The following is a 12,094-nucleotide window of genomic DNA, read 5'->3' as shown; positions in this document are numbered from 1 at the left end:
TCAGCTTGCTGTCAAGCGCCGCTCATGACCGAGAAGCCACTTCTTCACGTCCAGCCCCCAGCGGTAACCGCCGAGCGTCCCGTCGGTGCGGAGCACCCGGTGGCAGGGCACGAACAGTGCCGCCGCGTTCCGGGCGCAGGCGGCTGCGGCGGCCCGCACCGCCGGCGGCCGGCCGGCCAGTGCCGCGTACCCGGTGTAGGTGACCGGGGTGCCCGGCGGCACCTCACGCAGCACCTGCCAGGCGTGCGCCATGAACTCTCCGCCGGTGAGCTGACGGACCGGCACCGTGTCGATGGCGGCGAGGTCGCCGTCCAGGTAGGACCGGACTGCCGTGCTCACCGGGCCGAGGTCGGCCAGCTGTCGCAGTGGCGCCCGCAGGGTGGGGTGGACCAGGGGCAGCAGCGCCGCCGGGTCCGGGGTGAAGCCGGCCGCCCGTACGTCGCCGTCCGGGCCGATGAGGATGCTCAGCGGGCCGGTCGGTGTGCTCAGGACGGTGCTGTCGATGCTCATGCCGCTCTCCAGAGTCTGATCGTGGCGTAGGACCGCCAGGGACGCCAACGGTCGGCGTACCCGTCGAGGGTTTGTTGGGTGTCGGGCAGGCCGAGCGCGGCGGCGCCGCGCCGGACCGCGAGGTCGGTGCTGAGCAGGATGTCGGGGTCGCCGAAGGCGCGCATGGCCAGGTAATTGGCGGTCCACGGGCCGATGCCGGGCAGGGCGAGCAGCCGCCGCACGGCTTCCTCCCGATCCACCCCAGGCGCCAGGTCGACCGTCCCGTCGGTGACGGCCCGCGCCAGCCCTCGCAACGTCTCCCGCCGCCCCACCGGCATCCCGAACCCGGAGTCCGGCACGCGCAGCAGCTCGTCCGCGCTCAAAAACCCCCGCAGCCCGCCCTCGCCGCGTTGATCATGAGGTTGGCCTGGAGTTCGATCTCCATCGGCTTCGTCAACCTCATGATCAACGGGGTCATGGGCGGCCAGGAGACGGGTCAGGATCTTTTGGGCTGCGGTTACCGAGATCTGTTGGCCGACGACGGCGCGGACGGCCATTTCGAAGCCGTCCACCGCGCGGGGCACCCGAATGCCGGGCTCGGCGGCGACCGCCGGCGCCAGCGCCGGGTCCGCCGCGAGCGTGCCGTCGATCGCCACCGGGTCCGCGTCCAGGTCGAGCAGCCGGCGACAGCGGGCCACAGCGGGTGCCAGGTCGCGCAGGTCGGTCAGCCGCAGCGTCGCCGCCACGTGCCCGTCCGCCGGGGTCAGCGCCACCTCGCCGGTGCCGTGTGGCAACCGCAGACCCCGGTGGTACGTCCCGTCGCGAACCTCCTCCACACCGGGCAACGCCCGCACCGTGAGGAAGTCCAGCAGCGCCCGGGCGTGCAGCGGCGGGCGGTACGCCAGCCGGAGCGCGATGGTCCCCGCCCCGACCGCCGCCTGCTGGCGCCCACGGGCCGCGCGCAGGTCGGACGGGGCGCTCGCGTACACCTCGCGGAGCGTGTCGTTGAACTGTCGCACGCTGCCGAAGCCCGCGGCGAACGCGATCTCGGCCATCCCGAGGTCGGTCGTCTCGATCAGGATCCGGGCGGTCTGCGCTCGCTGGGCCCGGGCCAGCGCCAGCGGCCCGGCGCCCATTTCGGCGCTCAGCATCCGGTGCAGGTGCCGTTCGGTGTAGCCCAGACGGGAGGCCAACCCCGGTACGCCATCCCGGTCGATCACCCCGTCCGCGATCAACCGCATCGCCCGGCCGACCACGTCGGCGCGGATGTCCCACTGCGGCGAGCCGGGCGCGGCGTCGGGCCGGCAGCGGCGACAGGCGCGCAGTCCGGCACCCTGCGCCGCGGCGGCGGACGGGAAGAACCGGACGTTCTTCCGCTTCGGCGTGATCGCCGGACAGGACGGCCGGCAGTAGATGCCGGTGGACGTCACGCCGGTGTAGAACCAGCCGTCGAACCGCTGGTCACGGCTGTCCACAGCCCGGTAACACCGCTCGAAGTCCATCTCCATGTCACCGATGATGCCCCGCTCGGTGCGTTGTCGGCTGGCGGGAATCGGACCTCGGCGTACGCCCCGGCGTGGTCAGCGGCGACGCCGGTGAGGCTGGCCGGACCGGGCGGACTGCCCGGCGCGGTTGGGCTGGCCGGAGCGGGCCGGCTGGCCTGCGCGGGTGGACTGGCCGGACCGGTTGGGTTGGCCGGTCAGCAGGGCCGACCGGAACACGCCGTCCGGGTCGTAGCGCTTCCACAGCCGCCGCACCCGGGCCCCGGTCTCGCCCGGGTAGATCCGGGCGAACGCGGCCGGGTCCGGTCGGCTCTCGAAGTTGACGTACGCGCCGTCGGCGCGGGCACCGACGGCCCGCCAGGCCGCGTCCAACGCCCCGGCGCCCTGCGGCGGGAAAACCGAGGCGACCACCATCGTGTTCTGGTGGCGATGGGAGTACGCGGTCGCGTCGGGCGCGACGTCGTTGACCGCCCCACCCAACGAGCGGAGTTGGACCACCGCCCGCCCCGGCCCGGTCACCGCGCGCGTCACGGCCCGCGCGCCGGCGTCGTCCAGCCCGGTGAACAGACCGTTGGTGGTCGTGCCCCGCTGCTGCCCGACGTTCGGGTGCAGGTGCGCGGTCGGCACCAGCGTCGGGTAGGGCAGCAGGTCGGTCCGGTGTTCGAGCACCTTGCCGATGGCGAGCAGTGGCTCCACCGCCGGTCGGGCCCGGCGCAGGCTCTCGGCGGCCACCACGGCGGTGATGGACATGAGGACCGAGCGACCCTCGGCGTACACCACGGCGGCCGCGGACAGCTCCCGTGGGGCCTGCGCGAGGTAACTCGTCCACTCCCGGATGGTGCGACCGTCCGGGTGCGCCTCGACGACCAGTTGCGCCACGCCGACGTTGCGCTGCTCGGCCGCCTCGATCTCGAAGGCCACCACGATCCCCGCGCCTGCTCCGGCGCCCCGGACCAGCCAGAACAGCTCCGGCTCGTGCGCGGCGTCGGCGCGTACCAGCGTCCCGTCGGCGAGCACCACCTCGACCGCGCGGACGCGGTCGATGGTGAGGCCGTGGGCACGGACCAGCCACCCCACACCGCCGCCGGTGGCCAGGCCGCCGACGCCCACGCCGCCGTAGTCACCCGAGCTGACCACCAGGCCGTACGGGGCCAGCGCCTTCGCGACGTTCGCCCAGCGGGCACCGGCCTCGATCCGAACCAGCCCGGCCCGCTCGTCGAGGACCTGCACCCGGTTGAGCATGGACAGGTCGATGACCACGCCACCGTTGTTGGACGACGCCCCGGAGAAGCCGTGCCCGCCGCTGCGGACGGCGATGGGCAGCCGCTGTTCCCGCGCGTACCGGAGCGCGTCGACCACCTGCGCGGTGGTCTTCGGCAGCAGGACGGCGGCCGGCGACGCCGACGTGGTGTACGTCGAGCGCAGTTGCGCGTACCGGCGGTCGCCGGGTGTGACGAACTGCCCCCGGAGGGAGTCGGGCACCCGGGCCATGGCGGTGGTCATCGCTGCCCCTGAGCCGCTCGGCCGTCGTGGTCGGTCATGGCCCCAGGATGAGCGGGCATGCCGGCCTCGACAAACTCGGTGGTCCGATGCGTCGTGTTCGCCGGCACGCGCGGCGCTCGCCGGTACGGGGAGCGCCGCGCGATGGTGACCGGGATCTCCGACCGACTCCCTGCCCTGCGGCTCACGGAGGTCAATTGCGTCGTGGCACCGCCGGGGCCGGAGATGACCGTGGGGCGGCCGGTCAGACCGGTGCCGGGACGCCGCCGGCCTGACCGGTCCTGCTCATCTGGACGGGGTCGGACTGACAGTGGGTCGGCCCGGTACGCCGGGTGCGCCTCCCGGAACCGGGGTGACAGTGGGCCGGTCCGGTACGCCGGGTGGGCCTCCCGGAACCGGGGTGACAGTGGGCCGGCCCGGCACGCCGGGTGGGCCTCCCGGAACCGGCGTGACCGTCGGTCGGCCCGGCACGCCGGGCGGGCTCGGCACCGCTGTGGGGTCGGCGGGGCTTGGTGTGACGATCGGCACGCCGGGCGGCGGCCCGGACGGGACGGGGACGGCTGCCGGACCCGCCGGGCTCGGCACGGCTGGCGGAGGCCCGTCCGATCCGGTCGCGGCCAAGGCGATCGGCGTCGCGATCAGGATCGCCGCGAGAGTGCCCACCGCCCCCATGGCCACCGTGGCGCGGCGTCTGTTGCGAACCCGCCGTTCCGCTCGGTTCAACTGGTCATGCACGATCGGTGCCTCCTCGGCCAGGTCGGTGAGGGTGGAGCGGATGAGGCTCTCGAAGGGATCGATCATCGCCGTACCTCCAGCAACTCGATCTCCGGCAGCAGGTCGCGCAGGCGCTTGACCGCCCGGTGCGTACGGCTGCGGACGGTGCCCACCGAGCAGCCGAGCAGTTCGGCCACCCGGGCTTCGGGCAGGTCCTCGTAGTAGCGCAGGACCACCACCGCCCGCTGCGCCGGTGGCAGGTGGCGCAGCGCGGCACGCATCGCCAGCCGTACGTCGGAGCCACCGCTCGGGTCGGCGCCAACGGGCTCGTCGGCCGGCTTGAGCGGCGTCTCCCGCCGTCGGCGAAGTCGCCGCCACCAGCTGATCTGCTCGCGGTACATCACCACGCGGAGATACCCCTCGGGATCGGCGTGCCGGATGGTCTCCCACTTCGGGATGGTTCGCGCCAACGCCGACTGGAACAGGTCCTCGGCGGCGTTGCGGTCCCCGGTCAGCAGGTACGCGACCCGCATCAGCGCCGGTGTCCGGCTGCCGACGAACTCGGCCAGCCGAGCGCGTTCGTCCTCGTCCACCCACCACCCCCGTTTCGTTGTCACCCATACAGACGCCCCAGGTCATCGTCGCTATCCGCGATCCGGGGTGTTTTTTCGGTCCGGAAGTGTCGGTCGTGACGGGTACCGTCCGGCAACCAACTGAAGAAGGGGTGCGGGACATGACGAGCGTGGCGGGTTGGGCGGCGGCGTCGACACCGGGCGCGTTCCCGGCGCTGCCCCGCGCGGTGGCGCAGTCCTTCTACCGGCGGATGCGGGCCGTCGCACCGGCTGCCGTCGGCGCCATCGAACGGGACCGGGCGGCCGACCCCGATCAGGCCTTCTCCGACACCGCCTGCGGCCGGTTGGTCGGCTCACTCGACGACGCGGGCCTGCGGGCACTCGGGATGTGGACCCACCACTGGTGCATGCGCTTCTACGACGACGACACCCGCGTCGGCCGGCGGTTGGTGCGCGAGATCGCCGCGCGAGCCGGCTTGGGCTGGACGGCCGACGAGGTGCGCTGGATGCTGCGCGAGTCGTTCTCGGCAGGCCCGGCCGCCGCCGACCGGTTCACCCTGCCCCGCGCAGCCGCGGCGCAACTGCCCCCGGCCGACCGGCCGCCCGAGGCACACTGGCCCGAGGTCGAGGTGCCCCGCCAGCGCCGCGGCCGGCACGCGGGCGGGTAACCGGCTGCCTCGTGGCTGCGGCAGGATGGACGCCGCACCGCCCGGACGGAAGGACGCCCCGATGCCCGCCAGCGAACCGACCATCATCGCCACCAGCATGGGCTTCTCCCGGGGCGACCGAGGGCCGTACGACATGCGCCCCAGCCCGGTCTTCGAGCTGGCGGCGGAGCTCGCCGAGGCTGGTCCGCAGCCACGCATCTGCTACCTCGGGCAGGCCGTCGGTGACCAGCCCACCTCGCTGACCGCCGTCTACGGCGCGTTCGCCGACACCCGGTTCCGGCTGTCGCACCTCGCCCTCTTCCCCATGCCGAACGTCGAGGACGTCCGCGCCCACCTGCTCGCCCAGGACGTGATCTGGGTCGGTGGCGGCAGCGTGGCCAACCTGGTCGCCGTCTGGCGGGTGCACGGGCTCGACGACATCCTGCACGAGTGCTGGCAGGCCGGTGTGGTGCTGGCCGGTGTCTCCGCCGGCTCGATCTGCTGGCACGTCGGCGGTGCCACCGACAGCTTCGGTCCCCGGCTGCGCGGCTTCACCGAGGGGTTGGCCTGGTTGCCGTACGGCAACGGGGTGCACTACGACAGCGAGGGCCAGCGCCGCCCGCTGATGCACGAGCTGGTGGGCAACGGGACGCTCCCGACCAGCCACTGCACCGACGACGGGGTCGGTCTGGTCTACCGGGGCATCCGCCTGGTCGAGGCAATCGCGGACCGCGAGGGCGTCTCGGCGTACGAGGTCAGCCGTGGCGCGGACGGCAGCGTCCGCGAGGCGGTCATCGCCCCACGCCTGCTCGGCTGACGACCGGTCAGCGCCGCCCCTCGCCGGGGGCCGTGCCGTCGGAAACCGAGCCGCCTGGACCGGTCCGGTCGGCACCCGCGTAAGCTGGCCGGTCGTGAGTCTTTCCATCGGCATCGTCGGCCTGCCCAACGTCGGCAAGAGCACGCTTTTCAACGCGTTGACCAAGAACGACGTGCTGGCGGCGAACTACCCGTTCGCTACCATCGAGCCCAACGTCGGCGTGGTCGGGCTGCCCGACGAGCGGCTGGGCAAGCTGGCCGAGATCTTCTCCTCGCAGAAGGTGCTGCCGGCCCCGGTGTCGTTCGTCGACATCGCCGGCCTGGTCCGCGGCGCCTCCAAGGGGCAGGGCCGGGGCAACGCCTTCCTGGCCAACATCCGGGACGCTTCGGCGATCTGCCAGGTCGTGCGGGCCTTCTCCGACCCGAACGTGGTGCACGTCGACGGCAAGATCTCCCCGGCCGACGACATCGAGACGATCAACACCGAGCTGATCCTCGCCGACCTGCAGACGCTGGACAAGGCGCTGCCCCGGTTGGAGAAGGAAGCCAAGCTCCGCAAGGACCGGGCCGCCGCGGTCGCCGCCGCGAAGGCCGCGATCGAGGTGCTCGACGGCGGCACCACCCTCTACTCCGGGGCCGCCGCCGCCAAGATCGAGCTGGAGCACCTGCGCGAGCTGCACCTGCTCACCACCAAGCCCTTCCTGTACGTCTTCAACGTCGACGAGGCCGAACTGGCCAACGAGTCGTTCCTCGACGAGCTGCGCGCCCTGGTCGCCCCCGCCGAGGCCGTCTTCATGGACGCCAAGATCGAATCTGAGCTGGTGGACCTGCCCGAGGATGAGGCCCGCGAGCTACTGGAGTCGATCGGGCAGAACGAGCCCGGCCTCAACCAGCTCGTCCGGGTCGGCTTCCGCACGCTCGGCCTCCAGACGTACCTCACGGCCGGCCCCAAGGAAGCGCGCGCCTGGACCGTCCCGGTCGGCGCCACCGCGCCGGAGGCCGCGGGCGTCATCCACAGCGACTTCCAGCGCGGCTTCATCAAGGCCGAGGTCGTCTCGTACAACGACCTGGTTGAGTACGGTTCGATGGCGGCGGCCAAGGCGGCGGGCAAGGTCCGCATCGAGGGCAAGGAGTACGTCATGCAGGACGGCGACGTGGTGGAGTTCCGCTTCAACGTCTGACCCCTGTGGTTCAAGCCGTCCAGCCGGGCAGGTCTGGCTGACACGCGGACGTCGGGCGCTCAGAGGGCGACGGCGAGCCAGGTGACGATCGCGGCGACCGCGGCCAGAACCAGGTTCAGCCACACGTCCTTCCGTTCGCCTCGGGAGAGGTGGAATCCGGCCCCGAGGACCTGCAGGATCGTCAGCCCGGCGGCTGCCGCGACTGCGAGGACGGGTGCGATTCCCGTGAGCGGCGGCAGGATGAGGCCGAGGGCGCCGAGCACCTCTGCCAGGCCGATGGCGCGTACGCCGGCCATCGGGACCGCGGTGCCTGCCCACGCCATCATCGGTGCGAGCTGTGCCTGGCTCCGGACCATCTTCATGCCGCCCGAGTACAGGTAGAACAGCGCGAGCAGCCCGCTGACGATCCAGTACGCGATCTCCATCAGTCCCCCGTGGTCACGAGTAGTAAGTAACCAGATCCTCGGGCATGATCGAGGGCTCTACAAAAGGCACATCCCTGTGCCCTACCCACATCGAGGGGTCATGTCGAAGTACGGGAAGTCGTGTCTGATCCGTGGCGACGGCGGCCGTGCCATTCGCGGCATCCTCAACCGGATCGGGGACAAGTGGAGCCTGCTGGTCGTGGCGACCCTCGACGGCGAACGCATGCGCTTCAGCGAGTTGCAGCAGCGCATTCCGGGGGTTTCTCAGCGCATGCTGACCCGGACCCTTCGGCACCTGGAACGCGACGGCCTCGTCTCCCGGCACGTCTTCGCCGAGGTGCCTCCGCGCGTCGAGTACCAGCTCACCGACACCGGCCGCACCCTGATCGAGCCGGCGGTGACCCTCGCCGAGTGGGCTGTCGAACACAACGCCGACATCGAGCGCAATCAGCACACCTACGACCTGCGCGAGCACTGACCCGCGGGTGGTTGCGGCTCCGAGGGCCGGGGTAACCGCCCGTCACGGCGGGCCACGGTCCGCGCGGATCTCCTGTATTACTCGGACGGACGGTGTCGGCGGTGTGGTCTACGGTCGTGGCGTGACGCGGGTGATGGAGGACCCAGATGAGATCGCCGCCGCGCTCCGGGGGACGGTGCTGGATGGGCTTCCGATTGAGGAGGGCCTGGGCGAGACGTGGGTGGTCACCGGCATCGAGCAGAGCCAGCTTCTCTCCGCCTGGCGCGCGGCTCGAGCGGCGGTTTCCGAGACCGGCCGGTGGCCCGTTCTCACTGGTGTGAACGAGGAATGGCACGACGCGACGGCCGAAGAGATTGAAGCCCTCGACCAGGAGTCTCGAACAGTCGACCCCTGGACGGTCTTTCGCTGGTGGGGCACGAACTCGCCGCTCGACCGCGAAGAGGTGCACCTGTGGCTGCCCCACCAACTCGGTGAGGACTTCGCCCAGCAGGTGGGGCGAGACGTGACTCTGCCGACGACACTCTTGGCGGTCGAACGTCTGACCTGGGAGAGACTGTTAACCGACCCTGCCGCGGTCGAGCGGGGTTGGCGGGCAGCGGCGAATTTTGTCGGCACCCGGTACTGGTTCACGCCCCCCGAAGGGGTGCAGCTCGTGCTGTTGCCAACCCCGAGGCAGTGGTTGGCCCCCGCCTGGCTCAATTACTTCGGAGCCCTCAGACCACAGGGGCCGGAGGGACTGGCGGCCGCACTCCGCCAATGGGAGCAGCAGTGGGGCGCCGAACTCGTGGCGTCCTGGGGGACGATGCTGCAATTCGTGGTCAACAGGCAGCCGGCTCTGGGTGAGCAGGCGTGGCAGCTTGCCCTCCAGATCCTGGCGCTAGCCAGCAATCTCGAATCGAACCCCTGGGAGCTCGCGCTCGCGTTGACCCGTAGCGACGCCTGGTTCCTGCACGACCGCCCCTGAGACGTCCGGACGTCGGCCTCGTCGTGCTTTCACACCGGCAGGCGCGGTCAGGGACGGATGGCCTTCTCGCCATGTACGGCGGCGTACTCCGCTGCGAGCCATGGCCCCAGGTCGTCGATGAGCTGGCGTAGGACAGCCGGATCCGCCGACGGTGCACGGCCGATCCTGGCAGCCCCGAGCATCTGCTCGGCACGTGCCGGGTAGTAGGTGCCAAACGCCTCGGCGGACTCGGTGAGGTCGCTCGTCCAACCTCCCCAACGAGGCATGACCAGAGTGAATCCGGTCCTGACGATGCGACGAGCGACGAGCCTGCTGAGGCCCCTACGTTGGTTGTCAGTGGTCGCCCTGGCTGCCTGCCTGCCCCATTCCGGCAGCGCCGATGACAGGTCGCCGTTCGTCTCCCGGGCGAGCAGGGCAGTGGGCCGGTAACGGGGAAGTTCCTCGGCGAGGTCGTCGCCGAGCAGTGGAGTGCACAGGCAGGCGACGAAGAAGCCGAGATCGTGGCGTGCAAGCTCGCTGAGCAGGGTGCGTGTGCTGAACAGCAGGATCCCCACGCCGTCGATCTGGTCGAAGGACTGGTCGAGGGCCTGCTCGATCCTCGCCGCATCCAGCCGGTCGCCCTCGGTCGGTTCGGCGTGCAGAGCGAGCAGCAGGTCGAGATCGGAGATCCCGAGCTTGGCGGTGCCGCGCGGGATGCTGCCGTAGATGTAGGCGCTGTGCAGCCGACCGTCGCCGAAACGCCTGGCTATCCGATCGCGTGCGGCGTCGACAACATCGGCGAATGCGCCGGGCACCTGACTCAGGGCCCCTTCGCGGGCAATCGATCCGTCGACGCGCAGTCCTCTTCCGGTCACGCGACCACTCTGCCGGAGCACCCGATCTCCGCGAACCGGTTAACGGGCGTCGAGTGGTACGGAGATGGCGTCCCGGATCATGGCCACAGCTCGGTCGACCTCCTGCGCTATGGCGGAGGAGTCGTCCTGCTCGGACTCGTGCACGAATGCGGTGACGCCACGGCGGCTGCCGCAGTAGTCCACGATCCCGTGTTCGATCTGCGTCCGCAGGGCCTGCCCATACCCGTGGCGCTCGTAGAGCCCCGCGTCGTCACCGGCTATGGGGAGCAGGTGGGTGGTGAGCCGTTGCAGCCTCGGTTGGATGCCGGTGGAGGGGGCGTAGTCGAAGGCCCAGCCGTTGATGAAGACACGGTCGATCCATCCCTTGAGCAGGGCCGGCATCGACCACCAGTAGACCGGGAAGACCAGCACGAGGTCGGTGGCGCGGTCGAGGCGCTGCTGCTCGCGGCGCACGTCGGGCGGGGGCTCGCCACGCTGCTGGTATGCCCGACGGTCGGCCACACCGAACCTCGGGTCGAAGTCCTCGTCCGCCAGGTCGGCGATCTCGACCGAGCCCGGGCGCAGCGCCGCCGCGAGCTGCCGAACTGTGTGGTGCGTGAGGGACCCGGGCTCCGGGTGCACGGCTACCAGCAGGGTGTGCACGGGTGCGCGTCCCTACCGCTCGGCCCAGACGCCCAGCTCGTTGCCGCTGGGGTCGGTGAAGTGGAACCGGCGGCCACCGGGGAACTCGTACGGCCCGTTCACCACCTGCCCGCCGGCCTCCTTCACGGCTTGGACGGAGCGGTCGAGGTTAGCCGAGTAGAGCAGCACCAGCGGGCCGCCCGCCTGGACGGCCTGATCCTCGCGGAGACCGCCGACCTCCGCCGCGGAGTCGCCGTGCGGGCTGCGGATGCCGGCGTACGCCGGCCCGTAGTCGTTGAACTCCCAGCCGAACGCGTCGGCGTAGAAGCGCTTGGCCTCGGCGAGGTTGGTCACCGTGAACTCGACGTAGTCGATGGCGTGGTGCCGGTGCGGCGATGGCTCAGACATGCACGGCATTGTGCTCCCCGGGTACGACGCGACCGCAACATGCAACTAAAGGTTGCGCGAGGGCGTTGAGCTGTCGTAGGTTGAGTGCAACCAAAGGTTGCGAAAGGTTGAGGCTCATGGAGCAGGGAACCATCGAACGCGACATCCACGTCGACGCGTCACCCGAGGTGGTCTTCGAGGTGGTCAGTCAGCCCGAGCACATGCGGGAGTGGTGGCCCGACGACGCGCGGTTCGAGTCGGTCGCGGGCGCGCCCGGCGAGCTGGTGTGGCGCGACACTGACACCGGTGAGACGAAGACCGTCGCGCTCGCGGTCGTCGAGGTCGACCCGCCGAAGCGATTCTCCTTCCGGTGGTGCTTCACCGAGCCGGGCCGCAGTGGGCAGGCGCTGCTCGTCACCTTCGACCTGATCCCCGACGGCACGGGGACGCAGATCCGGATGACCGAGACCGGGTTCCGCGAGATGGGCTGGGAGATCGCCGTTCTGGAGGCGCAGTACCAGGACCACGAGAACGGGTGGGACCACTACATGCCCCGGCTGGGCGCGTACGTCGCGCGGCTGGTCTCCACCCCATGAGTACGGCGGTCGACGACGAGTTGTGGTCGGCGATCGGCGACCCGATTCGGCGTACGATGATCGATCTTCTTCTCGCTGACGGGCCGGGCACGGCCACTTCGTTGAGCAGGCGGCTACCCGTCACCCGCCAGGCCGTCTCGAAGCACCTGGCCGTCCTGGACCGGGTCGGGCTGATCCACGCCGAGTCGGCCGGTCGCGAGCGTCACTACCAGGTCGACGAGGCACAGCTCGCCCGCGCCGTCGCGCAGCTGTCGGCTGTGGGCTCCACCTGGGACGTCCGACTCCGCCGGATCAAGCGGATCGCCGAGGCGATCGAACGCACCCGCACCAACGACGAAGGAGAATGAG

At 71.1% G+C, this 12,094-nt stretch carries 16 protein-coding genes; 7 read left to right on the top strand and 9 right to left on the bottom strand.

The features are described 5' to 3' along the window. The 5 genes from GA0070619_RS23855 to GA0070619_RS23835 all read right to left on the bottom strand — a co-directional run bounded on the left by GA0070619_RS23855 (position 1) and on the right by GA0070619_RS23835 (position 4,798). Entirely contained in the window at positions 1-510 is a 510-nt protein-coding gene (locus GA0070619_RS23855) for a methylated-DNA--[protein]-cysteine S-methyltransferase (protein ID WP_088950119.1), read from the bottom strand. Next, positions 507-1,997: a DNA-3-methyladenine glycosylase 2 family protein gene (locus tag GA0070619_RS23850; protein WP_088950118.1), complete on the bottom strand. Its 1,491-nt coding sequence runs from the start codon at positions 1,995-1,997 to the stop codon at positions 507-509. Before GA0070619_RS23850 ends, GA0070619_RS23855 begins: the two co-directional genes overlap by 4 nt. Before the next feature lie 72 nt (positions 1,998-2,069). Beyond that, positions 2,070-3,494, bottom strand: coding sequence for an FAD-binding oxidoreductase (locus tag GA0070619_RS23845; RefSeq protein ID WP_088950117.1), 1,425 nt, complete (start codon positions 3,492-3,494; stop codon positions 2,070-2,072). Positions 3,495-3,776: 282 nt separating this feature from the next. Further along, entirely contained in the window at positions 3,777-4,292 is a 516-nt protein-coding gene (locus GA0070619_RS23840) for a hypothetical protein (protein WP_088950116.1), read from the bottom strand. Beyond that, positions 4,289-4,798: a SigE family RNA polymerase sigma factor gene (locus GA0070619_RS23835; RefSeq protein WP_088950115.1), complete on the bottom strand. Its 510-nt coding sequence runs from the start codon at positions 4,796-4,798 to the stop codon at positions 4,289-4,291. The genes GA0070619_RS23840 and GA0070619_RS23835 overlap by 4 nt, the downstream gene beginning before the upstream one ends. Positions 4,799-4,938: 140 nt before the next feature. Between GA0070619_RS23835 and GA0070619_RS23830 the strand changes: the two genes are divergently transcribed. From GA0070619_RS23830 to ychF, 3 genes are all read left to right on the top strand, one after another. Continuing rightward, on the top strand, positions 4,939-5,445 hold the full coding sequence (locus GA0070619_RS23830; RefSeq protein WP_231927142.1) for a hypothetical protein: 507 nt from the start codon (positions 4,939-4,941) through the stop codon (positions 5,443-5,445). 61 nt (positions 5,446-5,506) lie between these two features. Next, positions 5,507-6,241, top strand: coding sequence for a Type 1 glutamine amidotransferase-like domain-containing protein (locus tag GA0070619_RS23825; RefSeq protein WP_088950114.1), 735 nt, complete (start codon positions 5,507-5,509; stop codon positions 6,239-6,241). Between the two features lie 94 nt (positions 6,242-6,335). Beyond that, positions 6,336-7,421 (top strand): redox-regulated ATPase YchF, encoded by a 1,086-nt coding sequence (ychF, locus tag GA0070619_RS23820; protein WP_088950113.1) that lies wholly within the window; start codon positions 6,336-6,338, stop codon positions 7,419-7,421. A 59-nt stretch (positions 7,422-7,480) separates the two neighbouring features. Here the strand turns inward: ychF and GA0070619_RS23815 are convergent, their stop codons facing one another. Next, positions 7,481-7,846 carry a DoxX family protein gene (locus GA0070619_RS23815; protein WP_088950112.1) on the bottom strand — a complete coding sequence of 122 codons (366 nt, stop codon included), beginning with the start codon at positions 7,844-7,846 and terminating at the stop codon, positions 7,481-7,483. Positions 7,847-7,946: 100 nt separating this feature from the next. Between GA0070619_RS23815 and GA0070619_RS23810 the strand changes: the two genes are divergently transcribed. After that, complete coding sequence (locus GA0070619_RS23810; RefSeq protein ID WP_088950111.1) at positions 7,947-8,324, top strand: winged helix-turn-helix transcriptional regulator; 378 nt, start codon at positions 7,947-7,949, stop codon at positions 8,322-8,324. Between the two features lie 121 nt (positions 8,325-8,445). Further along, positions 8,446-9,288: a DUF4253 domain-containing protein gene (locus GA0070619_RS23805; protein ID WP_088950110.1), complete on the top strand. Its 843-nt coding sequence runs from the start codon at positions 8,446-8,448 to the stop codon at positions 9,286-9,288. 47 nt (positions 9,289-9,335) lie between these two features. Here the strand turns inward: GA0070619_RS23805 and GA0070619_RS23800 are convergent, their stop codons facing one another. The 3 genes from GA0070619_RS23800 to GA0070619_RS23790 are packed head-to-tail and all read right to left on the bottom strand — an operon-like array spanning position 9,336 to position 11,171. Next, complete coding sequence (locus GA0070619_RS23800; RefSeq protein ID WP_197699568.1) at positions 9,336-10,163, bottom strand: hypothetical protein; 828 nt, start codon at positions 10,161-10,163, stop codon at positions 9,336-9,338. A gap of 18 nt (positions 10,164-10,181) precedes the next feature. Further along, entirely contained in the window at positions 10,182-10,784 is a 603-nt protein-coding gene (locus tag GA0070619_RS23795; RefSeq protein WP_088950109.1) for an NAD(P)H-dependent oxidoreductase, read from the bottom strand. Positions 10,785-10,796: 12 nt separating this feature from the next. Continuing rightward, a complete protein-coding gene (locus tag GA0070619_RS23790) occupies positions 10,797-11,171 on the bottom strand; it encodes a VOC family protein (protein WP_088950108.1) in 375 nt (124 codons plus the stop codon). Between the two features lie 116 nt (positions 11,172-11,287). Here GA0070619_RS23790 and GA0070619_RS23785 point away from each other — a divergent pair, with 116 nt between their 5' ends. Together GA0070619_RS23785 and GA0070619_RS23780 are read left to right on the top strand one after the other, a co-directional pair. Continuing rightward, entirely contained in the window at positions 11,288-11,746 is a 459-nt protein-coding gene (locus tag GA0070619_RS23785; RefSeq protein ID WP_088950107.1) for an SRPBCC domain-containing protein, read from the top strand. Then, positions 11,743-12,093: an ArsR/SmtB family transcription factor gene (locus GA0070619_RS23780; RefSeq protein WP_088950106.1), complete on the top strand. Its 351-nt coding sequence runs from the start codon at positions 11,743-11,745 to the stop codon at positions 12,091-12,093. The genes GA0070619_RS23785 and GA0070619_RS23780 overlap by 4 nt, the downstream gene beginning before the upstream one ends. Position 12,094: the final 1 nt, after the last annotated feature.

Origin of the sequence: Micromonospora zamorensis (genome assembly GCF_900090275.1) — a bacterium.
Lineage (GTDB): Bacteria > Actinomycetota > Actinomycetes > Mycobacteriales > Micromonosporaceae > Micromonospora > Micromonospora zamorensis.
Note: the sequence above shows the minus strand (reverse complement) of the source record. Positions and strands in the feature narration are given on the sequence as shown.